Here is a 24,995-nt window from a genome sequence, read left to right on the forward strand (position 1 = left end):
TTCGGGACCGGGCCAAGCTGACGACCCCTGCTCTGGGGACCTACACACAAGCGACGTTCCGGGAAGCGGTTTGGCGGGAGCGGTGGCACGAACTGGCTTACGAGCAGATCACGTGGTTCGACATGGTACGTTTGCGGAAAGTGTACAACGACAAGACGAACGGATTCGACAACTTCGTGGGTCACGTGAACCCGAGTTCGAACCAGGCGTTGCAGGAGAAGCATTTGCTGTTGCCGCTGGGCAAGCAGGAGATGTTGAACAACCCGAACCTGAAACCACAGAATCCGGGGTATCCGAACTAATTTCCTGAATGATTTTTTGCAGACTCCCCGACTGGCCAGGCCGGTCGGGGAGTTTTTGTTTTCAGGAAAGGCCAAGTTTGTGCGGTTGAACCTTAAAAAGCAACAAACCAATGCCGGTTTGCGTTGTTCATTGACCGGGGTAAAACCGTAACGGTGAATCCTTTTAATCGAATTCTGATCATGAAAAACAGCCTGTTTTTTAGTGTATTCTTCTGTCTCTGGACGGTTTGTTCTCAGGCACAGCTCCTGGGTACTACCCCGAATTTTGCCAAATTGCCAGCCCTTCAACCTGGCGAAGCCGTGGCTACTTTTGCCGGCGGTTGTTTCTGGGCGCAGGAAGAAGCCTTCGACCAATTGAAGGGCGTGCGGGAAGTGATCTCGGGCTATTCGGGTGGGAACCTGAAAAATCCGACTTACGAACAGGTGGGGACCGACGAAACAGGTCATGCCGAAACCGTGCAGGTGTATTACGACCCCAACATCATTAGTTACCGCGATTTGCTCACTGCGTTTTTTGCCAGCCACGATCCCACAACCCTCAACCGCCAGGGGCCCGATGTGGGACGCGATTACCGATCCGTTGCGTTTTACCGGAACCCGACCGAGAAAAAAGCCATTGAAGAAGCCATTCAGCGGGTTAACGAATCGAAGCACTATTCCAATAAAGTGGTGACGGAGGTGGTGCCGTTTTCGGTCTTTTATCCCGCCGAAGCCTACCACCAGAATTATTGCAAACTACATCCCAATCAGCCCTATATCCGAAATGTGTCGCTGCCCAAAGTGGAGAAAATGCGGAAAGCGATGCCGGGCAAGCTGAAGAAAGAAGGCAAATACACGACTTCCTGATTGGACTGAAACGGTTCTACAGTACCGCTGGTTTTGGCGGATTGATTTTGTAGCCATACCGGGTGAAACGAACCAGATCCCGGTAACTGATCCAGCAGAATCCCCGGTCGGCCCAGCCTTTTCCAAAACTGTTTACGACCCGGAAAGCCCCGCCGTGCAAGGTGTCGTCGTAGCCAATGATGCACAGGGCGTGACCACGGAGCCGCTTGTTGGCCGGGTCGTCACCGGGGGCGGGTTTCCAGACTTTCCCGGCAAAGAGGAAGGATGGTGGAACCACCATGCCGATAACCACCGGGCCATCATCGATCAGTGCTTTTTTCAGCCGGTAAGTTTTCTTCTCATCCGTTTCCTGAACATCAAAAAGCCGCTCGTACCCCTCGATTCGAAACCGGGCCGCGACGGCATCGACGGCTTCGGTTTTCTGTCCGCAGGCCGGATACGGGAAGTTTTTGAAAGGTACCACACCGACACTTTTCAGGATGTCGAAGGCTTTCGACAGGTAGATTCCTTCCGAACAGGCATAATCCCGCTCCGACTTGGCCTTTTCGTAGAGGTAAGAGGGCGAAAAAGCGAGTTGATCCAGGGCGGTTTTGTTGGTAATTTGCTTCGACCTGGCCATCAGGATGGTGCGGAGGTAGTAGCCGCAGGCAAACCCGACGCAGGTGCCGTAGCTACCCTGGGCCTGCACCGACGGGCAATAGGCTTCGTAGGAAACCCGGACTGGCAACTTCTTTTTGGTGACAATTTCCTGATACGGAGCCGTTTCATACACCGCATCATCGAGCAGCAGCCCCGGATTGATCTCCGTTTGAGCCGCAGCCGGAAGGGCTAGCAACAGGCCCCAAAAACCGTGTAACCACCGGGTTTTCATGGGTTTTGTTGAATATGTTCGATCAGTTCACGCGCTTCTTCCTGATAGGGGTGGCCATTTTGATCGGCCAGTTGCTGGGCCACTTTCCGGGCTTCTTCCCGTTGTTGGGCTTTCAGATAGGCCAGTGCCAGATACCAGTGGGCGGAGGCACTCCAGTGGCCGGGTTTCCCCTGACTAATCGATGTCAGTTGGCTGATGGCCAGCCGGGTGTCACTTTGTTTTAAGGCATCAATGGCCTCGGTGAGCCGGACGGAATCGGAGCGGGTTTGGGCCGACTCCAGGGGCGCGGCCACCCGATCCGGATCGATCGGTATGACGGGCTGCGGTTTGGGAACCGGAGAGAAATAGATCTCGAATGACTTTTCATTCTGAGCCATCAACGCCTGTTTATCCGACCAGTTCTGGAACAACGCCCAGCTCAGACCCGCCAGAAGAAGCACCGATGCGGCCGCCGAAAAATAAGACCAGTTCGTGCGGAGTTCAGTCCGGCCGGTGGGTAGCGCAATGATGGGGGTTTCTACGGGCTGCGATTCATCCGTCTCCGTCTTCAGGGCCTCATCTTTTAATAAACCCCGCTTTTCCAGATCCGAATGCAACGTTTTGAAGCGTTGTTTTTGAGCCAGAAAGGACAATCCCTGCTTGATTTCGCGTTGTGTAGCTACTTCCTGCCGGAGCGATTCGTCGTTTCGCATCCGGTTTTCGAAACCCGCTTTCTCGGCGGGTGTCATGCGGTCGGACAGGTAAGCGCCAATCTGTTCGAGTACTTCTTCCGATAACTCCATGTTACTCTCTTTTATACTGCGTATACAAAGCTTTCATGCGCTGCGCACACCGGAACCGCTTGACTTTGGCGGAGTTTTCCTGCAATCCGATGCGGGCTCCGCATTCGCCCAGTGATTTTTCTTCGACGTAGAAGCAATGCAACATCGCCCGGCAGTCTTCGCCGACTTCCGCAAACGCCCGTCCGACGGCTTCCCAATCGGTTTCACTATCTTCCCAAAGGCCATCCCGCTCCGCCGGGTTCTCCCGGTTTTCATGCTCCGGGAGGTCGTCTCCCGAATTTTCAAGGTATGTAGAAAGAAACGGATTGGGTTCATTCCAAACGAACTCGTCCTCCTCCGCAACGGCTTCTGTGCTGGCATCCTGCTTCCGAATCCGGTTCTTTTTCAGGAAGTTAACCCAGCGGTTCCGGCATACGGTGAAGACGTAGGCGGTTACGGCTTTTCCCTGAAAAACGTACTTCCCATTTTTTAATTTCAAGGCAAATTCGGCCAACCCGTCCTGTAAAATATCCAGCGCATCTTCCGTCGAAATGGAACTCCGTTGACTGGCATACGGAATGAAAACCCGGTAGGAGCGGATATACAAACACTCCCAGGCCTGGGTCTGGTCGGCCAGTAGTGCCTGATAAAACGCCAGATTTTCCTGATCGAAGCGTGCACAGGGAATATCCAAATCAGTTGCCATAAAAACCGGGCTTACGTCCTCACCGGGTTGACATAGGTAATCAAAATCCTTGCAAAATCAATGAAATAGTTGGATTTATCTCAGCGATTCAGGGCTATTTAGAGTTTTATCCTTTTGTCAGTAAAGTATCTGCGCGACCGGGTTGAGGTTATCAGAAACCCGGATCAAATTATTCTCAAAACGCCTGTTAACCTCGCGACCGCTTCGATGATATACAGTCAGAAAATTGATCTGAATTCTAAAAACTGACTGTATGAAAACGTACTTACTACTCCTGACCGGGCTTTTTCTGCTTTTCTCCACGGAAAACCGGGTGAAGGCGCAAAGCTCGCTAACGCTGGTTGCCCAGGGAGCCACCTGGAAGTATCTTGACAATGGCAGCGACCAGGGAACCGACTGGCGTTCGATTTGCTACAGCGACGGTACCTGGAAGCAGGGCGTTACCCGCCTGAGTTATGGTGAAATTGGCGATCCTACGTCGCCCACGGCACCCAATTTTGTCAGCTACGGTCCGAGTGCTACCAACAAGTACATCACCACCTATTTCCGCAAGAAAATTATGGTCGATGTGGCGCAGTATCCGGATGGCTATGAGCTTCGGGTGTTGCGCGACGATGGCATCGTGGTGTACTTCAACGGGGCGGAGGTCATGCGTGACAACATGCCTGCGGGCACCATCACGTCGAAAACCACGGCATCCACCAGCCTGGGCGATGGCGAAGAGACAATCTGGAAAAAAGTGACCCTTCCAAAAACCATTTTAAACAACGGAGAAAATACCCTCGCCGTCGAAGTCCACCAGTTCAGCGCGGGCAGCTCGGACATGGCTTTCAACCTGGAACTAGTCGGAATTGGGGGAACCACGACGCCCACCCAACTGGTGCGGGGGCCGTACCTGCAAATGGGAACGCCGACCGGGATGACCCTGCGCTGGCGGACGAGTTCCTCCTCAATGGGGATGGTGCGCTACGGCTCTTCGCCGAGCAGTCTGACCCAGGTTACCTACGAAGCGGCCCAGGCTACCGACCACAGTGTCAGTCTGACCAATCTGACGCCCAATACCAAATATTATTACTCCGTGGGTGCGGCCGAAACGCCAACGCTGGTTTTGCAGGGCACGGCGGACAACTTCTTCTTTACCGCTCCCACCACCGGAACCGCCAAGAAAACCCGCATCTGGGCGATGGGCGATTTTGGGGAAGGCACCCAGCGGCAGCTCAAGGTGCGGGATGCGTTCATGAACCATGTGGGCAGCAATTACGTCGATTTGTGGTTCTGGCTGGGCGACAATGCCTATCCGGGCGGTCTGGATACGGAATACCAGAAAAACCTGTTCGATGTGTATAAGAATGATCGAATCATCAAGCAGACGCCGGCGTATGCCACGCCCGGTAACCACGATTATGCCAACAACAACCTGACGAAAACCGAGCGTACCGACCACCGCATCGCCTATTTCGATGTGATGTCGCATTTCAAAAATGCGGAAGCGGGCGGGGTGGCTTCCGGGAAAGAGGAATACTATTCGTTCAATTACGGGAATATTCACATCATCAGCCTGGATTCCTTCGGGTATGAAGCGGGGCAGGGAACGACCATTTTTGGGGCCAACGGTCCGCAGATGATCTGGCTGAAAAAGGATCTGGAAGCGATCAAGAACAATCCCGCCATTCAATGGACCATTGTTTTCTGGCATCACCCGCCGTATACGAAAGGCTCGCACGATTCGGACTCACCGGCCAATCTGGCCAATGAACTGAGAGACATCCGCCAGCGGCTTTTGCCGGTTCTGGATCAGTATAAGGTCGATCTGGTTCTGAACGGCCACAGCCACGTCTACGAACGGTCGCGGCTGGTTCGCAACTATACCGGCACCGAAACGGAGTTCAATCCGGAGCTTCACAACGCCCCGGCCCTCAACAACGGCCAGTCGAGCGGACGGTATGACGGGTCGCCCAACTCCTGTTATTACTACAAAAGTTCAACGGCTCCGGTCAATGAAGGCATCGTTTACGTCGTTTGCGGGGCGAGTGGTGCGGGCATTGATCCGGGTTCGACGACCCGGGAAGGCTGGCCCCACAACGCCATGCAAACGGCCATCGAAACCGTGGGCGGGTCGATGTATCTGGAAGTGGAAGGCAAACGGCTCGACGCCAAATTCATTGCAGAAGACGGTCAGGTTCGGGATCAATTTACGATCATCAAGGATACGCAGCCCTCCCAGACGCTGATTGCGAGTGGAGCCACCTGGAAATACCTCGATAATGGTACCGATCCGGGAACCGCCTGGCGCACCGCGTCGTACAACGATGCTTCCTGGAAGCAGGGCACGACCCGGCTGAGCTACGGCGAAGTGGGCGATCCGACGTCTCCCACGGCCCCCAACTTTGTCAGCTACGGTCCCAGTGCCACCAACAAATACATCACAACGTATTTCCGCAAAAAGATCACCCTATCCGACGCATCGGTGTACAACGGGTTTGATATGCGGGTGTTGCGGGACGATGGCGTGGTGGTGTATGTCAATGGAAATGAGGTGCTTCGGAATAACATGCCCACCGGAACCATTACATCGAAGACGACGGCTTTGGCCGGCTTGGGAGATGGGGAAGAAGCGATCTGGCAGACGGTGAGCTTACCCAAAACGGCGTTTGTGAATGGCGAAAATGTCATCACGGCCGAAGTTCACCAGTTCAATGCGGGCAGTTCGGACATGTCTTTCAATCTGGAACTGATGGGAACTACCTGCGGGGCTGTTACCACATCGTCTAATCGGGAGGCTTCCAGTGCTGCGGTTTCGCCCCCTCCGTCGGCCGAGGTAAAACCGGTAACCCTGTATCCGAATCCGACGACGGGCAAGGTGTTTCTCCATCCTGCGCTACCATTCCAGTCGTACACCCTGACCGATTTGCAGGGAAAAACCGTCCGCGAAGTAACCCAGGCCGGTTTTCTTCAGGAAATTGATCTCTCTCCGCTGGCTCCCGGCATGTACCTGCTGATCAGCCAGGGAGAGGCCGGGAAACCAAAACCGATTCGGATCATCAAGCAATAAAACGTTTCTTTTTACTTCACTTTTACCCTTTAAAAAACCATGAAAAAGCTCATTCTTTCCTTCGCTACCATCATTGCCGCCAGTGCCGCATTCGCTCAATCCAACTCGTTGTCGGTCAGCCAGACGGGCGATGGCAATAACGCACCGATTACCCAACAGGGAAACGGGAACAGTTTGTCAGTCAGCCAGAACGGCAACGGGAATGGCGTCCCGAACTACGGTTCCATCAATCAACAGGGAACCAGCAATGCCGGATCTATTTCTGTTAATGGGGATCAAAATCAGGTCGATTTCAACCAGACGGGCAACAGCAACCAGGGGACTATTTCGACAACGGGGAACGGGAATCAGGTGTTTCTCTACAATCTCAGGGATGCTTATGGCGCCGGGTCGCAGAATGAAGCCATCATCACGCAGGTCGGCAACAACAACGTGGGCGGGGCCGGTGATTTCGATGGCAGTGGCCACAACCAGTCTTCGGTGACCCAAACCGGCAACAACAATGAGGGCTATGCCTTCTCGATGGGGTATCAGGGGACGAATAACCGGACGACAGCGACCCAAACGGGCAATAATAACTTTGCCTGGGCAGTCGTCAATTGGGGGCAGGGGTCGAACAATGAAATTAGTGTGGCGCAGGTCGGCGATGGCAACGAGGGTAGCGTCCAGGCCATGTTCGGGAACAACAACCGGGCCTCGGTGACCCAAACCGGAAACGGGAACGTAGGCCGGGCCTCCATCGTAGGCGGTAATTTCAACCAGATCGACATCGCGCAAACTGGCGACGACAACCACGCTGCGGTCGAGCAGGCCTACGGGAGTCAGAATCTGGCCGGGATCACGCAGACGGGCAGCAATAACGCGCTGGATCTGCTGCAAAACGGGTCGTCCAACACGGCCACGATTCTGCAGGAAGGCAATGGCAATACGCTTACCGGTCTGGAATCGGCACCCCGCCCCTATAACGGAGCCGGAGCGATTCAGGGAGGCAATGGCAATTCGCTGACGCTGACACAGACCGGTGATGGCAATATGGTACGCTTCGGCCAGTTTGGCAGCAACAATACGGCTACGATTATGCAGGGGCCTCAAAATTAAGGGCTGAACCAGCCCGGAAGCGATTTCGGGCTGGTTCTTTATCTTCACAACCTAACGCTTTAAATCCCATGAAATGGCTTCTTTTCGTTCTGTTTAGCGGTTTTTCGCTCGGGGTTTCGGCTCAGTCGGAGGTGTTTTTCAACCAGCCGCTGGCGGAGAAGACCACCGATAGCCGGGGCTCTCAGGAACTGATTCTGATCCAGACGGGTCAATTAAACGACCTGCAATACCGGGAAACAGGTAACAACAACCGGGTTCGGGTGCAGCAACTGGGGGCTCAAAACAGTCTGGATCTGGACTTGTCAGGGAACGATAACCAGTATTCCATCGCGCAAAAGGGAAATCAAAACCGCTTGCAGTGGGGGGCTGTTCAACAGGATGGCGGTCTGCTCGAGGTGTTGCAGCGGGGAAACAACAACCAGTTGATCCGGGAGGGAAGCGCCACGGCTGCGGGTGTTCCGATGCGGATTGAGCAAACCGGCGGTAGTCAACTCATCCTAAGAAACGGCTTTTAACCATGAAAAACGCCCTCCGACTTTCGACACTACTCATGCTGCTTTGGCTTCCCCTGGCGGGTTTTTCGCAGGAACCGGACATCGAACAGGTTGACTTAACCGGAGAACTGGTGGAAACCGCGATGGATGATTCCGAAAGCACCACCCTGATTCTGGACAATTCGAGAACCAAAGTGGGCAAAGATTTTTATGATCTGTTTTATAAAAACTGGTCGGGCCAGCCGACGGTTGCCGATTCGTTGCCGGGCCGCCCGGTTTCTCCCGCGATTCCTGCCGATGAGGTGATCATTACCATTGAAGAAATTCCCTCGCCCGGTTCGGGTCATCTGATTCAAATCAGTATCGACGACCAGCCGGTTTGGCAGCAATTCGTGCAGGCGCGGTATGACCTGCTCGAAATCGATGCCGCCCAGGCGGTTGCCGCTATTCGGCCCCGCGGGTTGTAGAAACTCTTATTTTCTCCTTTTCGGCTGTTAACCTTTCGTACTTCCCGCTGATATACAATCAGAAATGCACCACATTCTGAATTGTATATGAAAAAGCTAGTTGTCATCTGCTCCCTGTTGCTGTGCTTCATCAGTGCAAAATCGGTTCAGGCTCAGTCGCTTACGTATCAGCCCAAGAACCCCGCGTTCGGCGGAAACACCTTCAATTACCAATGGCTGCTCAGCTCGGCCCAGGCCCAGGATCAATTCAAAGATCCTGCCGCTACCAAAACCGTCGGCGGAGCGGCTTCCTTCAAACGCTCACCGGTCGATGAAATGACCGAATCACTGCAACGGCAACTGATGAGCCGCATCACCCGCGATTTAATCGAAAAACAATTTGGCGAAGAAGGTCTGAAAGAAGGCACGTTTCAATTTGGCGACATGCAGGTGGTGATCTCCAATTCGGCCGATGGCGTCAACATTCGGGTCAACGACGGCAAAGGCGGTGAAAGTAACATCACCGTTCCCTACTTCTAATGCCCCTGAATCTCGGATGCCAAAGTCCGGCAGCGGCCGACCGTCCTTTAGGGGATTTAGGGGCATCAAAAGCTGAAAATCAGACATCAACCCTTCAATCCTTATCACCATGTTCCGATTCATACGTATACAGGCAGGAATGGCACTGGTCGTTCTGGCAGCCTTCCAACTCCTGACCGGGTGCAGCGCCTACCTGAACCAGCCCACCAAAACGCAGTCGGCTCGGTTGGGCGAAGAAACGACCATCACGGCAGAACTCCGCCAATTGCCCACGCCCCGGGAAAAAATCGTGGCTGCCGTCTACAAATTCCGGGACCAGACCGGGCAATACAAACCGTCGGAAACCGGGGCCAACTGGTCGACGGCGGTTTCGCAGGGAACCACCAACATCCTGTTGAAAGCGCTGGAAGAAAGTGGCTGGTTTGTGCCCATCGAACGCGAAAACATCAGCAATCTGATTAATGAGCGTAAAATCATCCGGTCGGGAATGGCGCAGTACAAAAACGAAGCCGACAATCTGCCGCCCCTGTTGTTTGCCGGGATTATTCTGGAAGGCGGTATTGTGTCGTACGATGCCAACACGATTACGGGCGGGGCGGGGCTGCGGTTTTTCGGAGCGGGCGGTTCGGGCCAATACCGGCAGGATCGTGTCACGGTGTATCTGCGGGCGGTAGCCACCAAATCCGGGAAAATCCTGAAAACCGTCTACACCTCCAAAACCATTCTGTCACAGGCCGTCGACGGCGGGCTGTTCCGGTACGTGAGTTTCAAGCGGTTGCTGGAAGCCGAAACCGGGTATGCCACCAACGAACCGTCGCAGATGGCGGTGACCGAAGCTGTCGAAAAAGCCGTGCAATCGCTGGTGCTGGAAGGCATTCGCGACAATCTGTGGGCGGTGGATGAAAAAGCGGTGGAGAAAACGGAGAAAATGCTGGCGGATTATGACCACGAAAAAACCACGATGAGCGAAACCGATGTCTACGGCGCCCGCAATACCGCCGAACCGTCGATGGTGACGTTTCATCCCTACGGGTCGGTCTGGCGGTACAAGGGGGATTTTGCCACCAGCGGTATTCAAACCGGATTTGGGGTGGCTGCCGACCTGTACCTGAACAAATACCTGGGTTTTCAGATGAATGGGAGCCTTGGAACCCTCGCCAACAACCCGGCCATTACGTGTCGGCTCACGACGCTCCAGGGCAATCTCATCTACCGGGCTTTGCCGTTTCGGAAGGTTACGCCTTTGCTATACGCCGGTGCAGGCCTGGTTTTGTCCCGGACGGAAGCATCGCCCTTCACCCTCCACGGAAAACGATATGCTCTGCTGAATGGGGGCGTTGGCGTCGAATACGCATTTAGCAAAACCGTCGGACTACGAACCACGCTGGACTACCAGCAACCCCTAACCGACGAACTGGACGAAACCCGCTCGGGCCGCTACTACGATTATTACCTGCGCGGCTCCATCGGCCTCACGTTTTACCTGAACCGCCCCACCCATCGGTAAATTTCGGCCGGTTTCGCTACACCGCATCAACTGTACACCCTCACTTTCTACTCTTTTCTTCCGATGAAACGCTTTAGTTTTTGTAGCTTGTTCGCCCTGTTGCTGGGTAGCCTCTGGGGATGCAACGAAGAAACGCTGGTCGAGCCAACCCAACAGGGCTCCATTTATGGCCGGGTGAAATACAACACCAACGGAAAACTCGCGGGCCAGGTTTTGGTTCGACTGAGTCCGTCGGGCCGAACGGCGGAAACCGATTCGAGCGGCCTGTTCCAATTCGATCAGGTGGCGGTGGGCCGGTATTCGGTTCAGGCGTCAAAAACCGGGTATCGGGAAGAAGTAACGACGGTGGAGGCCACGCCCAACGTTCGGACCGAAGTGACGATCATGCTTTTTGAAGGCCCGAACAAGGCCCCGTCGGCACCAGCCTGGGTGAGCCCCGACAGCGGTAACGTCTGGCAAAAATCGTCGGTGACGCTCAAATGGAAAGCCACCGACCCGGAAAACGATGGATTGACCTACGAAATCAACCTCCTGAAAGGCGGGGTACTGAGTCAGAAATTCACCGGCATCAAAGCGGATTCGCTGGTGCTGACCGGGTTGGCGTACGGAACGGCGTATGCCTGGCAGGTGATTGTGCGGGACGGTTTCAATACGGTTAATGGGGCGGTTTGGTCGTTCAACACCCACGCGTTTCCGAGCTTTTCGTACGTCTACGTCCGGCGGGTCGAAAACCGGTACCAGCTCTTTACCTCCAACGAAACCGGGGAAGCCATTCAACTTACTAGTACCGGCAACAACTGGCGACCTATTTTTAGCCCTAGCCGCTTGCAAATCGCCTTTCTGTCGAATGCCGAAACCGACGTCCACCTGTATCTGATGAACCGCGATGGCAGTAATTTGCGTCGGGTGACGAGCGTGCCGGTTCGGGGACTGATGCCGCTTGATCTGTCGTTCTGCTGGTCGCCGGATGGGACGGAATTGCTCTACCCGTCAAACGACAGACTGTACGCCGTACGCACCGACGGCACGGGTTTGCGAATGGTGTATCAAGCACCCACCGGGCGGTTTTTTGCGGGATGCGCCTGGACGTCGGCTACCAAACGGATCGCGGTTCGCACTACTTCGACCGGCAGTGTGTACGACAACCGCATTCTGCTGATGTCGCCGGAAGGGAAAGACACGACGACGGTTTTGACGACGAAGAGCAACCGAATGAGCAGCCCGGTTTTTTCCGTCGACGGACTCAAAATACTGTACAGCCTGGACAAAAGCGGTTTTCAGGATGAGCAGGGTCGCCAGCTCGACGCCCGGATTTACACGATGGACGTCAAAACGAAGGGAATTGTGGATTTGTCGTCGATCACCGGGAAAACCGCCGGAACCAATGACCTGGAACCGCGGTTCTCGCCCAACGGAGCCAAAGTGGTGTTCACCTCAACCGACAATACCGGAACCGGCGAAGGCAAGGTCATGGCCATCGATACAGATGGAAAAAGCCGGACGTTACTGATCGACTCGGCGGAAATGCTGTACTGGCGGTGAGGCCGGTACAGCATTTCAAAACGCCTTTGTCTGAATCAGGGGCCGGTTATTGGGGGCGGTCTACTTTAATCGAAATCGCGCCCCAGTTCCCCCGGTTGGCCATCGTCATCGAATTGCCGGACTGCGATTCCGGCGTAAACAGCAGTTTGGCCGACCCGGTCGCTTCGGCCGGAATCAACCCAAAGTAGGGATAAATTCCTGAGTAGCGACCCACGGCTTTCATCAGGAGGGAGGTTCCATCTTTCATTTTGGCACTCAGGGTGTAGCGACCTACTGGAACGTTCATAATGAGAACGCTGGAGTTCTGAAAGCTTATTTTTTTGTTGATCACAAATTTCTTGTTGGTGCCGTAGAGACCCGGTCCGTCGGGGGTGAGGGTTACCTGAATTTCGGAGTTTTCGGGCAGGTAGTTCGGTGGATCGAAGATGCTCGTAGGGTCCCCAACATTGTAGGAAATATACAGACATCCACCCGCATAATTGGTCTGATCCCGGGGTTTCTGGCTGACCAGGTCTTTGTTGTAAACGCCGTAGGAGAGCAGAACGAAATTCTTCACCAAGCCATCCACGGAGGGGAAGCTCCCGAGTTTACCATCGGCCGCGTGCAAACTCATGACGGCTCTTCCCTCGCCATAGTCGATGGTGTACCCGGCGGCATAAAAATCGGTGGCACCCCAGGGAATGGTAATTTCGTAATACCCATTGGCGTCGGTTTCGTCGGAAGCCCCGGAATACGATCCGCCCACCGCCGTTGAGCGCACGCCGATGTAGGCACCTTCCAGCGGTTTTCCACTCAAATCGGCCACGTAGCCCCGCACAATCCCCGGTTTAACTTTTAGTGCTGGAAAGTTCGGTAAGCGGGGGTTGGTCGTTCCCATCACATTCACGTAATCGTCGGCGGCATTGAGCGTAAAAGCAGCTTCGCCATTCACCACCGGCAAGGCGGGCTGGTCTCCCCAGTCCGTCGTTTCGCCCCCGCCCCCCTCCACGTCGGCCGGGTCTTTCGAGCAGCCCGCCAGGAGCAGGGCCGCCATGCAAAATACTTTGAAATTCATGTAGCGGATTTGTTTACTGTTGAAACCGCAAAGCTACATTCAGGCACCCGCGTGACTCACTCCACTTATGTCAAGCCACATTCTGATTATCTGAAACGCAGAAATGGAAGGGTAAAGGACGGTTTTGCCGGTAAAAGGAGAGATGTTTGCAACTTGATCGCGAAAGACCAATCAACTCATGAAACAGGAAATAACGCAGCTCGCACTGGTCGTCGATGATTACGACGAAGCCATTCATTTTTACACCCAAAAATTAAACTTCACGCTCATCGAAGACACGGTTTTGTCGGCGTCCAAACGCTGGGTCGTGGTGGCCCCGGCGGGTTCGACCGGTTGCCGGTTGTTGCTGGCAAAAGCCGCCAATGAATTACAAAAAAGCCGGATTGGTAACCAGACCGGTGGCCGGGTTTTCCTGTTTATGTACACCGACGATTTCTGGCGGGACTACAAACAACTGGTTGATAACCAAGTCGTATTTGTGCGGGATCCGGCAAAGGAAGCGTACGGAACGGTGGCGGTTTTTGAGGATTTATACGGGAATTTGTGGGATTTGATCGGTCCCGCTTAAGCGAGTTTCCGGCCGGTTTTCATAACCTTTTCCGGGCTTCGTTGTTATAGAATCGTGGTCTTTACAACCAACGATTCAACGGTATGGAGAAGGATAAAGATATCAACGAAGAAGACATTGCCGCGAAAGACAACCGCAACCGGTCGGGCCAGGAAAACTCGGCCAATGGACAGGATGGCGTGGCGGTTCGCGGGGGCGAAGACGGTCGCAATGACCGGTTTATGGGCAGTACGGATATGGACAGTGCAAACGGACTGTTGCGTTTCAACGACCAGGACGACAACAACCCCAAAGACGACGTAACGGAAGAAGGCCAGCAGAACATCGCCGGTTTTAAGACCAACACATCGACGGTGGAGGTGACCACTTCCGGTCCCGACGATTATGCCTCGGCGGAGGAGGTACCGACTCCCAAGGCCCAGAAAAAAGCAAAAGAACAGGATAAAGCGGATAAGAATGCGGGATCGGAGCAAACGAAAAGTGCCCGCGATCAGGAGAAGAAAGAGGAGGATGTGGCGCATACCGGCACATCGACAGATCACAAACCAGTGTATTAACCCATTAACTCAACAACGTTATGAGCCTTTCAAGCAAAGCACGGAAAGAAAGTACAGAATCATATGCCGCTCAACGCATGGGCAACACCATGGGTGTGCCACCCGAACTGAGCCATTTATCAAAAATGGATCGGCCCGATGTGGAATTGCCATCGGAATCACATCAATCCAATGATGTTGAAATTGAGGATATTATGCCCATCGATAGTGAACCGAATCCGGTTCGGAACGATGCGAACCCCAACCCGGCCGAAGTGTCGGATCAAGCGTTGAGTCGTGACGAAGACGGCGATCTGGCTGGCACAACCTGGAACAAAGACCGGGTTCCGGGTGCCGACTGGAATCGCGATACCGACGCGCCGGAACAGGAGCAGGTAGGCCATTCTTAATCAACTGATTTGCATTTTTTAAAGCCCACGTCTCGTGGGCTTTTTTGTTGGCCGGTTATTATTCCCGCTGGCTGGTGTCGGCAAATTCCAAATCCGCCCTACCTTTGCGAAATGCAAAGTCCTCTTTACCAGCGACCGGTTTTCTGGCAATGGCTCACGGTAGTGTTGCTGATTCCTGCTCTCTTTTCGTACCTCGGCTACCTGCCACTGGATACGGGAACGGACGAACCCCGCCGGGCGCTGGTGGCGCTGGAGATGATTTTATCGGGCGATTACCTCACGCCGACACTGAACGGCGAATTGTATTTTAACAAACCGCCCCTCTACAACTGGCTGATTGCGGCCTCTTTCCACCTCTTCGGCAATTACTCGTCGTTTGCCTTACGCTTCCCGATGGTGGTGTCGCTGTTGCTGTATGGCCTGACGATTTACTTACTCGTCAAAAAACACCTCGGCTCCCGGATTGCCTTTGCAGCCGCGTTGATGCTCGTGACCAATACCCGGATTTTATTGTATGATTCCATGTTGGGTCTGATCGATATCACGTTCTCGTGGCTAACCTACACGGCTTTCATTCTGGTGTATCATTTCGACCGGAAACGAAACTACTGGGCCTTGTTTCTGACCACCTACCTGATTACGGCCCTGGGTTTTATGATGAAAGGGCTGCCGTCGCTTGTTTTTCAGGGACTGACGTTGGGGGCTTATTTTCTGTATACCAAGCAATTCCGGAAGTTGTTCAGCCCGGCGCATTTTGCCGGAATCGGCCTTTTTCTGCTGATCGTCGGCAGTTACTATCTGGCGTATTTCGACCGCAATGCGATTGCTCCGGATAAGATCGTGTCGGTTTTGTTCGACGAAAGTGCCAAGCGAACGGTGGTGAAATTCGGCATCAAGGAGACGTTGCTCCACATGCTGACCTTTCCGTTCGAGATGCTCTATCATTACGCGCCCTGGATGTTGCTGGTGGTTCTGCTGTTTCGGAAAGGGGTTTTCAAACGGTTCCGGCAAACCTCCCCCGAAAGTCAACCGGGTGAAAAACCGCTGATTACCGGACAACCGTTTATTCTGTTCAACGCCATCGTTTTTCTGGTAAACTTTGTGATTTACTGGTCTTCCCCGCAGGTATACGCCCGGTATCTGCTCATGCTGCTGCCCCTGCTTTTCACGGTTTTTGCCTATGTCTATTACGAACGAACCGACCCAACCGACTGGCGACGCCGGGGCTGGGAAAACTTTATGGGTTTTGTGCTGATCGTGGTCACCATCGGGGCCTGGGTGCCTTTTTTTCATCCCGATACGAAAACCATACCGGGTTTATGGTGGAAGTGCAGTGTGCTGTTTGGGGTGCTGGCGTTCATCGTTTACCACTACATCCGGCAACCTGAACACCGGCTGATTATCCTGATTGCCTTTCTGGCGATGTTTCGGAACGGGTTCAACTGGCTGGTGATTCCGCCCCGGCTGGCCCACCGTCAGGAGTATAAAGATTCGTCGGAACGCATCGCCCGGCAGTCGCTCGGCAAAGACTTATACGGTTATAAACAGACCATCGGCAGCGACGGGCAGACCGACGTAAACAGCTTTCACATCGAGGTCGTGCGGGGTGAAATTCTGCGGAAAACCAACCAGAAGCTTCCCAACACGCTTTACATCGCCGATTCGGTCAGTTTAGGCCGGGAGTCGTACCAAACTCTTTCCGAATTTAACTTGTTTGACAGACATCCGGCCAAATTGGTCCGGTTTTAGTCCGTTCCGATTTTTCGTACCGGAGCTTTCCTCCGAAAATAAATTTGTATGCAACCGTACCTTTCCGTCGTAATCTGTGTCTACAATGAAGAAGGGAATATTTTTCCGATGATCGATCAGGTCGAGCGGGCGTTGATTGGCTATGATTTTGAAATCGTTTACGTCAACGATGGCTCTTCCGACCGAACGCTGGCCGAACTGAAAGCCGTTCACAACGACCGTCTGGTGGTGGTTGATTTGCAAACCAATTACGGGCAGAGTCTGGCTTTAGCGGCCGGCATCGATGTGGCGCGGGGCCAATACATCATTACGATGGACGGCGATTTGCAAAACGATCCCGCCGACATTCCGATGATGGTGAGGCTGGCCGAAGAAGGCGACTATGACCTGGTGGCCGGTATTCGGGCCAACCGGCAGGATGGGGCCTTGCTGCGCAAGCTGCCGAGCCGCATCGCCAACTGGATCATCCGGCAAACGTCGGGCGTCCACCTGAAAGACTACGGTTGTGCCCTCAAAGTGTTCCGGTCCGATCTGGCAAAAAACCTGGGTCTCTACGGAGAACTGCACCGGTTTATTCCCGTATTGGCGCGGCTCGAAGGCGCACGAATGACGCAAACCGATGTGCAACACCACCCGCGCCGGATCGGTCAATCGAAATACGGTCTTGGTCGGACGCTGAAAGTGGTCAGCGATTTGATTCTGATGCTGTTCATGAAAAAATACCTCCGCAAACCGATGCACCTTTTCGGCAACTGGGGACTGATTTCACTGATGGTGGGGCTGCTTGTCAACGGTTATCTGCTCATTCTGAAGCTGATGGGGAACGACATCTGGGGCCGTCCGCTCCTGATTCTGGGCACCATTCTGGTGTTGGCCGGCATTCAGTTGATAACGTTTGGGATCATGACCGAACTGCAAATGCGGACGTACTACGAATCACAGGACAAAAAGCCGTATAAAATCCGGCGGATTTATAAAACAGCCCTGGTTTGACGGATGCCAACATACCTGAAAACGGCCCTGAAAATTGCCTTGTCGGCCTTGTCGTTGTGGCTGGTTTTCCGCAAGATCGAACCGGAACGGGTCTGGGACGTCATCTCACGGGCGCAGGTGGGTTGGCTGGCGGTGGCAACGGTGCTGTTTATTCTGTCGAAAGTGGCCTCCGCCGAGCGTTTGCGGGTGTTGTTTGCGCAGGTGGGACTGCGGTTGCGCCGGTTACCCAACCTGAAATTGTACTGGCTTGGCATGTATTACAATCTTTTTTTGCCGGGCGGTATCGGTGGAGACGGCTACAAGGTGTATCTGTTGAACCGTCTGACCGGAACATCGGTTAAAGTACTAATAGGCGCCACCCTGGTAGACCGGCTGATTGGTCTTTTGCCACTTTTATATGCGCTGGCGGTTTTTGTGGTGCTGGTTCCGGAAGTGTCTCTGTGGCTGGGATTTCAGATCGGCTGGTTGTGGTTGCTCGGAATTCCGGTGGCCCATTTTGCGGCCAAACGGCTTTTGAAGCAATTCATGCCGCAGTTTGCGCCGGCTTTCGAACGCTCGGTGGATTGGTCCGGTCTGGTTCAGGGGCTTCAGATGGTGCAGATTCTGACCTTGTTACAGGCGGTCGATGCCCAGGGGAAACCGGAAGCCTACGTCTTATTATTTCTGGTTTCGTCCATTGTCGCCACCATTCCGTTCACAATTGGCGGGGCCGGGGCGCGTGAACTGACGTTTTTGCTGGGTGCGGAGGCCCTCGATGTGCCTGCCGATGCCGCGGTTTCGGTCAGTTTGTTGTTTTACCTGATCACGGCGGTGGTATCGCTGGCGGGCGTTGTGTACAGTTTTCAATCATCTACCTTAACAAAGGATCTGAGTTCATGACCATCTTACTGACGGGCGGGGCGGGGTTTATTGGTTCGAATTTAGCCAAACAACTCCTGGAGGAAGGCCATCAGGTTATCTGTCTGGATAACCTGGATAGCTATTATGCCCCTGATATCAAATGGAAAAATGTTCAGCAAACGTTGAGCATTCCAGCGTACCACTTTCACCAGGGTGACATCCGGGATTCGGACCTGGTGGATACCTTATTTCAAACCTACGCTTTCGATGCGGTGATCCATTTAGCCGCCCGGGCGGGTGTCCGGCCGTCGGTACAGGATCCTGCCTTGTATTATGACGTGAACGTGAACGGTACGCTGACCTTGTTGCAGGCCATGCAGCGGTTTGGCGTAACGAAAATGGTATTCGCTTCATCTTCATCGGTTTACGGCGATTCACCACAGGTTCCTTTCACCGAAACCGATTCAGCCGATCGTCCTTTGTCGCCTTATGCGGCCTCCAAGCGGGCGGCCGAGCTGCTGTGCCATACGTTCCACAATCTATACAGTTTCGATATTTTTTGCCTGCGGTTTTTTACGGTCTATGGGCCGCTCCAGCGCCCCGAAATGGCCATCAGCCAGTTTACGGAAAGCATTCTGAACGGGCAGGCCATCAACGTTTTCGGCGACGGCTCAACGGCCCGGGATTACACCTACGTCGATGATATTGTCAGCGGCATCATCCAGTCACTGAAAAATCTGAAAGGCTACGAAGTGCTGAACATCGGCGGTGCCGATCCGATTTCGTTGGCCAATCTGATTCGCGTAATCGAACAGGCGGTGGGCCAAACCGCTCTCATTAACCGCCTGCCGATGCAACCCGGCGACGTGCAGCAAACCTATGCCGACATCCGAAAAGCCACGCAACTCATTGATTATCATCCCTCGGTTCGGGTGGAAGACGGAATCCAGCGGTTCGTAGACTGGTTTCGATCCAGGCAGGATGCGGATTTGGTCATGAAGTAAAAAAGAAAACCCCGACTCCTTTGCAGAAGCCGGGGTTTTTCAAAGACCGTATGCTATGGGTGGTTACACCACTTTGTGCATCCAGCCAAACGTATCTTCACTCCGGCCGGTCCGCAGGTCGTTGAGGTAGGTAAAGATGCGGTGGGCCAGCGAATTTTCTTTCGATACTTCGCTCAACATATAATCCTTGCCTTCGTAGCCAATCAACGAATAGGGCGAAACCACCACGGCGGTTCCGGCACCAAATGCTTCGGTCAGATTGCCGTTTTCAATGCCGTCGATCACTTCCTGAATGGAAACTTTCCGTTCTTCGACCTCAATTCCCCAGCTTTTTACCACTTTCAGGATGCTGTCGCGGGTAACGCCTTTCAGAATCGAATCGGAAGTCGCCGGTGTTACCAGCTTGCCGTCGATGACGAACATAATGTTCATCGTTCCGGATTCTTCGATGTATTTGTGCTCGGTTGCATCCGTCCACATCAACTGGTCATAACCAGCCTGTTGCGCCAGCAGGGTCGGATACATCGATCCGGCATAGTTGCCCGCACATTTGGCGTATCCAACGCCCCCCGGCGCCGAACGAATGTACTCCGTTTCGACTTTCAGTTTGGGCGGCTTGGTATAATAAGCACCAACCGGACAGGTGAAAATGCAAAACCGGTAGGTTTTCGACGGTGCCACGCCTAAAAAAGTATCCGTACCGAACATGTAAGGCCGGATGTAGAGCGAGCTGTCGACCGTGTTGGGAACCCACGCGGCATCGACCCGCAGCAGGGCTTCCAGGCCACCCATGAACACGTCTTCCGGAATCGTGGCCATGCACATCCGTTTGGCCGATTCGTTCATGCGTTTCCAGTTTTCCTGAGGCCGGAACAGCAGCACTTCACCCTCTTCATTCTTATAGGCTTTCATGCCTTCGAAAATCGACTGACCATAGTGCAGGGACGATAGGGCCGGGCTGAGCGTGAAATCGTCGAACGGCACCACCTGTAGGTTTTGCCATTGTCCGTCGGCGTAATCCGCCACAAACATGTGGTCCGAAAAATGCTTGCCAAACGGCAGGTTGTTGAAGTCGACCTCCTCAATCCGGGAGCGTCCTGCTTTCCTTAGCGCGATGTTTACTAAGTCGGTAGTCATAAGAGTAAGTGGCAAATCTGATCAACTAAAAAAGTCGTCAGTGGGTTGATAGTCAGCAAATGTATAGAAAACTTCAGCAAGTGTCCAGTAAAAATTAGTTGTTATGCTAATTATTTTTTTGGCGGTTTACCGGAAGGCCGGGTTGCGTTGACAAACGGCGGTATGACTACACGCGCGGCTTCCAGACCACCTCTTCCGCACCGAGTTCCTGCGTCATTTTTCGGCTCAAAACGAATAAATAATCCGACAGCCGGTTGAGGTACTGAATCACCAGAGGGTCGACCGGTTTTTCGTCGTTCAGCGCAATCACCAGGCGCTCGGCGCGTCGACAAACGGTGCGGGCCAGGTGACAGAACGAAACCGACTGATGGCCGCCCGGCAACACAAACGCCCGGAGTTCGGGCAATTCGGCATCCATCTCGTCCATCGCTTTTTCGAGCAGGATAACATCAGAATCCAGCACAACCGGCAGCGGTTTTCTAATGGTCTTTTCGGGATCGGTGGCCAGCTCGGAGCCGATGGTAAAGAGCCGGTCCTGAATCTCTTTCAGCAGGTCTTTCCGGTTTTCATTCACCGGCTGGTCGCGCACGAGGCCCACTACCGAATTCAGTTCATCGACCGTTCCGTAGGCATCGATCCGGTGGTGTGCCTTGCTGACCCGACGGCCACCAATCAGCGAGGTCTGGCCCTGGTCACCGGTTTTGGTGTAAATTTTCATGGAATAACGAAATGCTGTTCCGCAAAGATGAGCAAAGGAACGCAGAGTTCGGCAAAGAACTTTGAAGCCGGGATTGGGAACACACCTCCCCAGCCCGTACCTTTGCGGCCCAAAGCCTGTAGTCAGGCGAATCGATCAACTTCATGAAAATTAGCAATTTTGCCATTCGTTTGTGGCGCCTGGCCTCCCTGGTGGGCTTCGGCACCCTCCTGATTTATACCTACGTTTCCCTTGAAACCAATGTCGCCGTGAGTTTCACACCGGATAGCCGCCCGGATGTGTTTATCAATCGGGATTATCTCTTTTACGGCTGTGTTGCCATTTTTCTGATCAACAATACGCTCATCAACACGCTCACGAAACTTTTTCCAAAAGCCTCCGGTACGGCTTTGCCCATTCCCAATCAACAGCTTTGGCTCGAACACCGGAGCCAGTTGAATGAGATTTTTCGCAACTGGTTCCACTGTCTGATGGCTGCCGTCAACACGGTGATGGCGCTGGCGTTGTATGTGCTCGGCAAATTGAATACGCAACTGGGATCGACCAGCCTGAGCGGTCACCAGTGGTTACTGCCGGTTTGCACGGCCATCATTGTGATCGTGATTGTTTCGCTGCCCATTCGCCTGGCGATGAAACCCGTTGCCGAAGACTAGCATGAAGGCGTTGCAACTCAATGATTTTCAGTACGATCTTCCCAATGAACGCATCGCCCGGTTTCCGTTAGCGCAACGCGACCGTTCCAAATTGCTGGAATATCGTCGGGGAAAAATCACGCATCGGTCTTTTTTTGAATTACCGGATCTGCTACCGCAAAACAGCCTGCTGGTTTTCAACGATACGAAAGTCATTCCGGCCCGGCTGCATTTTCAACGTTCAACCGGTGCTGTTATTGAATTGTTTCTGCTCAACCCGGTGCCGGCTGATCGGCTGGTTTCGGAAGCCATGCAGGACAAAAACGGAAGCGTCTGGCAATGCATGATTGGCAACCGGAAACGCTGGAAACCGGACGAAATTCTGACGAAGGAAATCCGGTTTGGCAACCATACTATAGTAGTACGGGCGCAGTGGCACGATCCTGAGCAATCGCACATCCGGTTTGAGTGGACGCCGGGCGACGAATCTTTTGCCGCCATTCTGCACGAAACCGGCAAAATTCCATTGCCACCGTATCTGAACCGCGACGTCACCGAATCCGACAAACAAACGTACCAGACGGTTTACTCCCGAATCGAGGGAGCTGTGGCCGCGCCAACGGCGGGTTTGCATTTTACGCCGGACGTTTTCGAACAACTTGCCCAGAAAGGCATCCGAACCGATTACCTGACGCTGCACGTCGGCGCCGGTACATTCCAGCCGATTAAAACCACGGACGTTCGGCAACATGCAATGCACACCGAGCAGGTGGTGTATTCCCGTCAGAACCTGGAAATCCTGCTGGACCAGAACGGGCCGGTTATTGCCGTCGGCACCACGTCAATGCGCTCACTCGAAAGTCTCTACTGGTTTGGGGTGCGGTTATTAAAAAAGGAAGCGGAACCCTTTCACCTGGATCAGCACTACGCTTATTCGTTTCCGGAAGATGAATTGCCGCCGAGATCCGAAGCCTTGCAGGCGGTTTTGAATTATCTACAGCAAACAGGCCACAGCCAGGTCATCGGTCATACCGGGATTTATTGTATTCCGGGCTATCGGTTTCGGATGGTCGATGGATTGGTGACCAACTTCCACCAACCCGGTTCCACACTGATTCTATTGGTAGCGGCTTTTATCGGTGAAGCCTGGCGTACCATATATAACACCGCTCTGGAAAATGACTACCGGTTTTTAAGTTACGGCGACTCCTCGCTGCTTTTACCCTGAACGTATATCTTTGCAACCGAATTTATTCAATTGAAAAGAGAAAAGAGGAATTACGCCAATCAGGCGGTTATTCGCTCATTTACTCATTCGCTCATTCGCAATTGGTTATGATTGACTTTATTGAAGAACTCCGCTGGCGGGGCATGTTGCAGGATATGATGCCCGGCACCGAAGAACAACTCCGCAAAGAATCCACCGCCGGTTACATCGGTTTTGACCCCACGGCCGCGTCCTTGCACATTGGGAATCTGGCCACCATCATGTTGCTGGTGCATTTCCAGCGGGCGGGCCATAAGCCGTTTGCGCTGGTGGGGGGAGCTACCGGGATGATCGGAGACCCATCGGGGCGGTCTACCGAGCGCGATTTCCTGTCCGAAGAAACCCTGCGACACAACCAGGAAGGGATTCGGGCGCAGCTTGCCCGGTTTCTGACGTTCGACAACAGTGCCAATTCGGCCGAAATGGTCAACAACTACGACTGGTTCAAGGGCATCTCTTTTCTCGATTTTCTGCGGGAGGCCGGAACCCACCTGACGGTCAATTATATGGTTGCCAAAGATTCGGTGAAAAAACGTCTGGAAACCGGTCTGTCTTTCACGGAGTTTTCGTACCAGTTGTTGCAGGGTTACGATTTCTATTGGCTCTACAAAAATAAAAGCGTCCGGCTTCAGATGGGCGGTTCCGATCAATGGGGAAACATCACCACCGGCACGGAGTTGATCCGGCGCAAGGAAGGGCGCGAAGAATACCATGCGTTTGCGCTAACGACTCCCTTAATCACCAAGGCTGATGGAACCAAATTCGGGAAATCGGCGGGGGGCAACGTCTGGCTCGATCCCGCGATGACGTCGCCCTATCAGTTCTACCAGTTCTGGCTCAATGCGAACGATGCCGATTGTCCGCGACTAATCAGGGTTTTTACGCTCTTATCCCGCGAAGAAATCGAAGAACTGGAACGGCAGCACGCCGAAGCGCCACATTTGCGGATTTTGCAGAAAGCCATTGCCGAGGACGTCACCATCCGGGTTCACTCCCAAACCGGGTATGATCTGGCCGTAAAGGCGTCGGAAGTATTATATGGTAAAGCCACGATCGACACTTTGCGAACGATTCAAGCGGATGAGTTTGCTGTAATCTTCGAAGGAGTCCCACAAACGCAGGTCACCCAGGCCGAATGGGAAGCCTGTAAGGACATTATCGAGCTTTTGTCGGTTACCACAGAGGGCGAAATCTACGCTTCCAAGGGCGAGGCCCGGCGGGCACTGGCTCAAAATGCCGTAAGTATCAACAAGCAGAAGATAAATGATACCACGGTTTTGTCCGAACTGGAATGGTTGCAGGAGCGGTATTTGATCGTTTCCAAAGGCAAAAAGAACCATTTGATTCAGCGAATCTAACTATTTTCAAAAATTTTAAATAGGTAACTTCTTGAGAACGAAGGATCTACTACCGGGCTTAAAGAAGTTACCTATTTATTTTGGTTAGAGGTCTTGACAAAGGTTAAAATAATGCGGTACTTTGCAGTCCCAAATCGGGGATACGACGCGGGGCAAGGGCAACTAAGCAGTTGATAGACAAAGGCTTAGGGGTTAAAAAAGAAAAAGCAGCTAAAAATTATTTTTTCTTTTTTATTTTGATTTTTCAAAACCTTCTCTTACCTTTGCAGTCCCAAATCGGGGAAAGAGTAGAAAAAAATAGCTTACCGATTGAAACGCTCGTTTTCGGGTTCTCAGTCACCGTTTTCCAAACGTGGAAAATATGTTCTTTGACGTAGTGGACAGAAGTACCAAAACAACCAATTCGACGACATAACAGTAAAATGTTAGTTTAAGTTATTTACAATGGAGAGTTTGATCCTGGCTCAGGATGAACGCTAGCGGCAGGCCTAATACATGCAAGTCGAACGGATGTCCTTCGGGGCATTAGTGGCGTACGGGTGCGTAACGCGTAAACAATCTACC

At 53.3% G+C, this 24,995-nt stretch carries 25 protein-coding genes and 1 rRNA gene; 20 read left to right on the forward strand and 6 right to left on the reverse strand.

The annotated features are described in order from the left end of the window. Together DUE52_RS31555 and msrA are read left to right on the forward strand one after the other, a co-directional pair. Positions 1-302: RagB/SusD family nutrient uptake outer membrane protein (locus DUE52_RS31555; protein WP_114410136.1), on the forward strand; the 302-nt coding region annotated here is incomplete at its 5' end. 180 nt (positions 303-482) lie between these two features. After that, positions 483-1,148: a peptide-methionine (S)-S-oxide reductase MsrA gene (msrA, locus tag DUE52_RS31560; protein ID WP_114410159.1), complete on the forward strand. Its 666-nt coding sequence runs from the start codon at positions 483-485 to the stop codon at positions 1,146-1,148. Positions 1,149-1,164: 16 nt separating this feature from the next. On the opposite strand, the gene DUE52_RS31565 is transcribed toward msrA, so the two are convergent. Genes DUE52_RS31565 through DUE52_RS31575 form a run of 3 tightly spaced genes read right to left on the reverse strand, consistent with a single transcriptional unit; the run spans position 1,165 to position 3,486 of the window. Next, positions 1,165-2,019, reverse strand: a complete 855-nt coding sequence (locus DUE52_RS31565) for a C1 family peptidase (RefSeq protein ID WP_114410137.1) — start codon at positions 2,017-2,019, stop codon at positions 1,165-1,167. Next, positions 2,016-2,801, reverse strand: coding sequence for a tetratricopeptide repeat protein (locus tag DUE52_RS31570; protein ID WP_114410138.1), 786 nt, complete (start codon positions 2,799-2,801; stop codon positions 2,016-2,018). Before DUE52_RS31570 ends, DUE52_RS31565 begins: the two co-directional genes overlap by 4 nt. 1 nt (position 2,802) lies before the next feature. Further along, positions 2,803-3,486 carry an RNA polymerase sigma factor gene (locus DUE52_RS31575; protein ID WP_114410139.1) on the reverse strand — a complete coding sequence of 228 codons (684 nt, stop codon included), beginning with the start codon at positions 3,484-3,486 and terminating at the stop codon, positions 2,803-2,805. Between the two features lie 253 nt (positions 3,487-3,739). Here DUE52_RS31575 and DUE52_RS31580 point away from each other — a divergent pair, with 253 nt between their 5' ends. The 7 genes from DUE52_RS31580 (at position 3,740) to DUE52_RS31610 (ending at position 12,165) form a co-directional block, all read left to right on the forward strand. Beyond that, on the forward strand, positions 3,740-6,538 hold the full coding sequence (locus DUE52_RS31580; RefSeq protein WP_114410140.1) for a metallophosphoesterase: 2,799 nt from the start codon (positions 3,740-3,742) through the stop codon (positions 6,536-6,538). A gap of 39 nt (positions 6,539-6,577) precedes the next feature. After that, a complete protein-coding gene (locus DUE52_RS31585) occupies positions 6,578-7,636 on the forward strand; it encodes a hypothetical protein (protein ID WP_114410141.1) in 1,059 nt (352 codons plus the stop codon). 68 nt (positions 7,637-7,704) lie between these two features. Next, positions 7,705-8,151, forward strand: coding sequence for a hypothetical protein (locus DUE52_RS31590; RefSeq protein WP_114410142.1), 447 nt, complete (start codon positions 7,705-7,707; stop codon positions 8,149-8,151). 2 nt (positions 8,152-8,153) lie between these two features. Beyond that, positions 8,154-8,597 carry a hypothetical protein gene (locus DUE52_RS31595; RefSeq protein WP_114410143.1) on the forward strand — a complete coding sequence of 148 codons (444 nt, stop codon included), beginning with the start codon at positions 8,154-8,156 and terminating at the stop codon, positions 8,595-8,597. A gap of 87 nt (positions 8,598-8,684) precedes the next feature. Further along, positions 8,685-9,116 (forward strand): curli production assembly/transport component CsgF, encoded by a 432-nt coding sequence (locus tag DUE52_RS31600; RefSeq protein WP_114410144.1) that lies wholly within the window; start codon positions 8,685-8,687, stop codon positions 9,114-9,116. 109 nt (positions 9,117-9,225) lie between these two features. Further along, on the forward strand, positions 9,226-10,623 hold the full coding sequence (locus DUE52_RS31605) for a CsgG/HfaB family protein (protein ID WP_114410145.1): 1,398 nt from the start codon (positions 9,226-9,228) through the stop codon (positions 10,621-10,623). Between the two features lie 63 nt (positions 10,624-10,686). Then, positions 10,687-12,165, forward strand: coding sequence for a carboxypeptidase regulatory-like domain-containing protein (locus tag DUE52_RS31610; protein WP_114410146.1), 1,479 nt, complete (start codon positions 10,687-10,689; stop codon positions 12,163-12,165). 46 nt (positions 12,166-12,211) lie between these two features. Here DUE52_RS31610 and DUE52_RS31615 read toward each other — a convergent pair whose 3' ends face one another. Next, positions 12,212-13,219: a peptidase associated/transthyretin-like domain-containing protein gene (locus DUE52_RS31615; protein WP_114410147.1), complete on the reverse strand. Its 1,008-nt coding sequence runs from the start codon at positions 13,217-13,219 to the stop codon at positions 12,212-12,214. 178 nt (positions 13,220-13,397) lie between these two features. On the opposite strand from DUE52_RS31615, the gene DUE52_RS31620 reads away from it, so the two are divergent. The 7 genes from DUE52_RS31620 (at position 13,398) to DUE52_RS31650 (ending at position 19,319) form a co-directional block, all read left to right on the forward strand. Continuing rightward, positions 13,398-13,787 carry a VOC family protein gene (locus DUE52_RS31620; protein ID WP_114410148.1) on the forward strand — a complete coding sequence of 130 codons (390 nt, stop codon included), beginning with the start codon at positions 13,398-13,400 and terminating at the stop codon, positions 13,785-13,787. 83 nt (positions 13,788-13,870) lie between these two features. Next, positions 13,871-14,344: a hypothetical protein gene (locus tag DUE52_RS31625; RefSeq protein WP_114410149.1), complete on the forward strand. Its 474-nt coding sequence runs from the start codon at positions 13,871-13,873 to the stop codon at positions 14,342-14,344. Between the two features lie 20 nt (positions 14,345-14,364). Then, positions 14,365-14,733, forward strand: coding sequence for a hypothetical protein (locus DUE52_RS31630; protein ID WP_133299997.1), 369 nt, complete (start codon positions 14,365-14,367; stop codon positions 14,731-14,733). Positions 14,734-14,844: 111 nt separating this feature from the next. Continuing rightward, on the forward strand, positions 14,845-16,482 hold the full coding sequence (locus DUE52_RS31635; protein ID WP_229312373.1) for an ArnT family glycosyltransferase: 1,638 nt from the start codon (positions 14,845-14,847) through the stop codon (positions 16,480-16,482). A gap of 48 nt (positions 16,483-16,530) precedes the next feature. Continuing rightward, entirely contained in the window at positions 16,531-17,475 is a 945-nt protein-coding gene (locus DUE52_RS31640) for a glycosyltransferase family 2 protein (protein WP_114410151.1), read from the forward strand. A gap of 3 nt (positions 17,476-17,478) precedes the next feature. Beyond that, complete coding sequence (locus tag DUE52_RS31645; protein ID WP_114410152.1) at positions 17,479-18,354, forward strand: lysylphosphatidylglycerol synthase transmembrane domain-containing protein; 876 nt, start codon at positions 17,479-17,481, stop codon at positions 18,352-18,354. Then, positions 18,351-19,319 carry an SDR family NAD(P)-dependent oxidoreductase gene (locus DUE52_RS31650; protein ID WP_114410153.1) on the forward strand — a complete coding sequence of 323 codons (969 nt, stop codon included), beginning with the start codon at positions 18,351-18,353 and terminating at the stop codon, positions 19,317-19,319. The genes DUE52_RS31645 and DUE52_RS31650 overlap by 4 nt, the downstream gene beginning before the upstream one ends. A gap of 63 nt (positions 19,320-19,382) precedes the next feature. Here the strand turns inward: DUE52_RS31650 and DUE52_RS31655 are convergent, their stop codons facing one another. Next, positions 19,383-20,456, reverse strand: a complete 1,074-nt coding sequence (locus tag DUE52_RS31655; RefSeq protein WP_114410154.1) for a branched-chain amino acid aminotransferase — start codon at positions 20,454-20,456, stop codon at positions 19,383-19,385. A gap of 166 nt (positions 20,457-20,622) precedes the next feature. Continuing rightward, on the reverse strand, positions 20,623-21,174 hold the full coding sequence (locus DUE52_RS31660) for a cob(I)yrinic acid a,c-diamide adenosyltransferase (RefSeq protein WP_114410155.1): 552 nt from the start codon (positions 21,172-21,174) through the stop codon (positions 20,623-20,625). A 143-nt stretch (positions 21,175-21,317) separates the two neighbouring features. Between DUE52_RS31660 and DUE52_RS31665 the strand changes: the two genes are divergently transcribed. The 4 genes from DUE52_RS31665 to DUE52_RS31685 all read left to right on the forward strand — a co-directional run. Continuing rightward, entirely contained in the window at positions 21,318-21,827 is a 510-nt protein-coding gene (locus tag DUE52_RS31665) for a hypothetical protein (RefSeq protein WP_114410156.1), read from the forward strand. A gap of 1 nt (position 21,828) precedes the next feature. Further along, entirely contained in the window at positions 21,829-23,034 is a 1,206-nt protein-coding gene (locus tag DUE52_RS31670) for an S-adenosylmethionine:tRNA ribosyltransferase-isomerase (protein ID WP_114410157.1), read from the forward strand. A 110-nt stretch (positions 23,035-23,144) separates the two neighbouring features. Continuing rightward, the gene (gene tyrS / locus DUE52_RS31675; protein WP_114410161.1) at positions 23,145-24,431 is read left to right on the forward strand and encodes a tyrosine--tRNA ligase; all 1,287 of its coding nucleotides are present in this window, start codon (positions 23,145-23,147) and stop codon (positions 24,429-24,431) included. A gap of 441 nt (positions 24,432-24,872) precedes the next feature. Further along, positions 24,873-24,995 (forward strand): 16S ribosomal RNA (locus DUE52_RS31685); the annotation flags it as partial.

It is taken from the genome of Larkinella punicea, assembly GCF_003334855.1.
Taxonomy (GTDB): domain Bacteria; phylum Bacteroidota; class Bacteroidia; order Cytophagales; family Spirosomataceae; genus Larkinella; species Larkinella punicea.

What these genes read in the sequence shown, in the direction of transcription:
- DUE52_RS31635 (WP_229312373.1), top strand. Translation starts at nt 14,845, where the DNA reads ATGCAAAGTCCTCTTTACCAGCGACCGGTTTTCTGGCAATGGCTCACG.
- DUE52_RS31595 (WP_114410143.1), top strand. Translation starts at nt 8,154, where the DNA reads ATGAAAAACGCCCTCCGACTTTCGACACTACTCATGCTGCTTTGGCTT.
- DUE52_RS31630 (WP_133299997.1), top strand. Translation starts at nt 14,365, where the DNA reads ATGAGCCTTTCAAGCAAAGCACGGAAAGAAAGTACAGAATCATATGCC.
- DUE52_RS31620 (WP_114410148.1), top strand. Translation starts at nt 13,398, where the DNA reads ATGAAACAGGAAATAACGCAGCTCGCACTGGTCGTCGATGATTACGAC.
- DUE52_RS31665 (WP_114410156.1), top strand. Translation starts at nt 21,318, where the DNA reads ATGAAAATTAGCAATTTTGCCATTCGTTTGTGGCGCCTGGCCTCCCTG.
- DUE52_RS31645 (WP_114410152.1), top strand. Translation starts at nt 17,479, where the DNA reads ATGCCAACATACCTGAAAACGGCCCTGAAAATTGCCTTGTCGGCCTTG.
- DUE52_RS31580 (WP_114410140.1), top strand. Translation starts at nt 3,740, where the DNA reads ATGAAAACGTACTTACTACTCCTGACCGGGCTTTTTCTGCTTTTCTCC.
- DUE52_RS31615 (WP_114410147.1), bottom strand. Translation starts at nt 13,219, where the DNA reads ATGAATTTCAAAGTATTTTGCATGGCGGCCCTGCTCCTGGCGGGCTGC.
- DUE52_RS31610 (WP_114410146.1), top strand. Translation starts at nt 10,687, where the DNA reads ATGAAACGCTTTAGTTTTTGTAGCTTGTTCGCCCTGTTGCTGGGTAGC.
- msrA (WP_114410159.1), top strand. Translation starts at nt 483, where the DNA reads ATGAAAAACAGCCTGTTTTTTAGTGTATTCTTCTGTCTCTGGACGGTT.
- DUE52_RS31660 (WP_114410155.1), bottom strand. Translation starts at nt 21,174, where the DNA reads ATGAAAATTTACACCAAAACCGGTGACCAGGGCCAGACCTCGCTGATT.
- DUE52_RS31600 (WP_114410144.1), top strand. Translation starts at nt 8,685, where the DNA reads ATGAAAAAGCTAGTTGTCATCTGCTCCCTGTTGCTGTGCTTCATCAGT.
- DUE52_RS31605 (WP_114410145.1), top strand. Translation starts at nt 9,226, where the DNA reads ATGTTCCGATTCATACGTATACAGGCAGGAATGGCACTGGTCGTTCTG.
- DUE52_RS31655 (WP_114410154.1), bottom strand. Translation starts at nt 20,456, where the DNA reads ATGACTACCGACTTAGTAAACATCGCGCTAAGGAAAGCAGGACGCTCC.
- DUE52_RS31625 (WP_114410149.1), top strand. Translation starts at nt 13,871, where the DNA reads ATGGAGAAGGATAAAGATATCAACGAAGAAGACATTGCCGCGAAAGAC.
- DUE52_RS31650 (WP_114410153.1), top strand. Translation starts at nt 18,351, where the DNA reads ATGACCATCTTACTGACGGGCGGGGCGGGGTTTATTGGTTCGAATTTA.
- DUE52_RS31570 (WP_114410138.1), bottom strand. Translation starts at nt 2,801, where the DNA reads ATGGAGTTATCGGAAGAAGTACTCGAACAGATTGGCGCTTACCTGTCC.
- DUE52_RS31585 (WP_114410141.1), top strand. Translation starts at nt 6,578, where the DNA reads ATGAAAAAGCTCATTCTTTCCTTCGCTACCATCATTGCCGCCAGTGCC.
- DUE52_RS31670 (WP_114410157.1), top strand. Translation starts at nt 21,829, where the DNA reads ATGAAGGCGTTGCAACTCAATGATTTTCAGTACGATCTTCCCAATGAA.
- DUE52_RS31640 (WP_114410151.1), top strand. Translation starts at nt 16,531, where the DNA reads ATGCAACCGTACCTTTCCGTCGTAATCTGTGTCTACAATGAAGAAGGG.
- DUE52_RS31590 (WP_114410142.1), top strand. Translation starts at nt 7,705, where the DNA reads ATGAAATGGCTTCTTTTCGTTCTGTTTAGCGGTTTTTCGCTCGGGGTT.
- DUE52_RS31565 (WP_114410137.1), bottom strand. Translation starts at nt 2,019, where the DNA reads ATGAAAACCCGGTGGTTACACGGTTTTTGGGGCCTGTTGCTAGCCCTT.
- DUE52_RS31575 (WP_114410139.1), bottom strand. Translation starts at nt 3,486, where the DNA reads ATGGCAACTGATTTGGATATTCCCTGTGCACGCTTCGATCAGGAAAAT.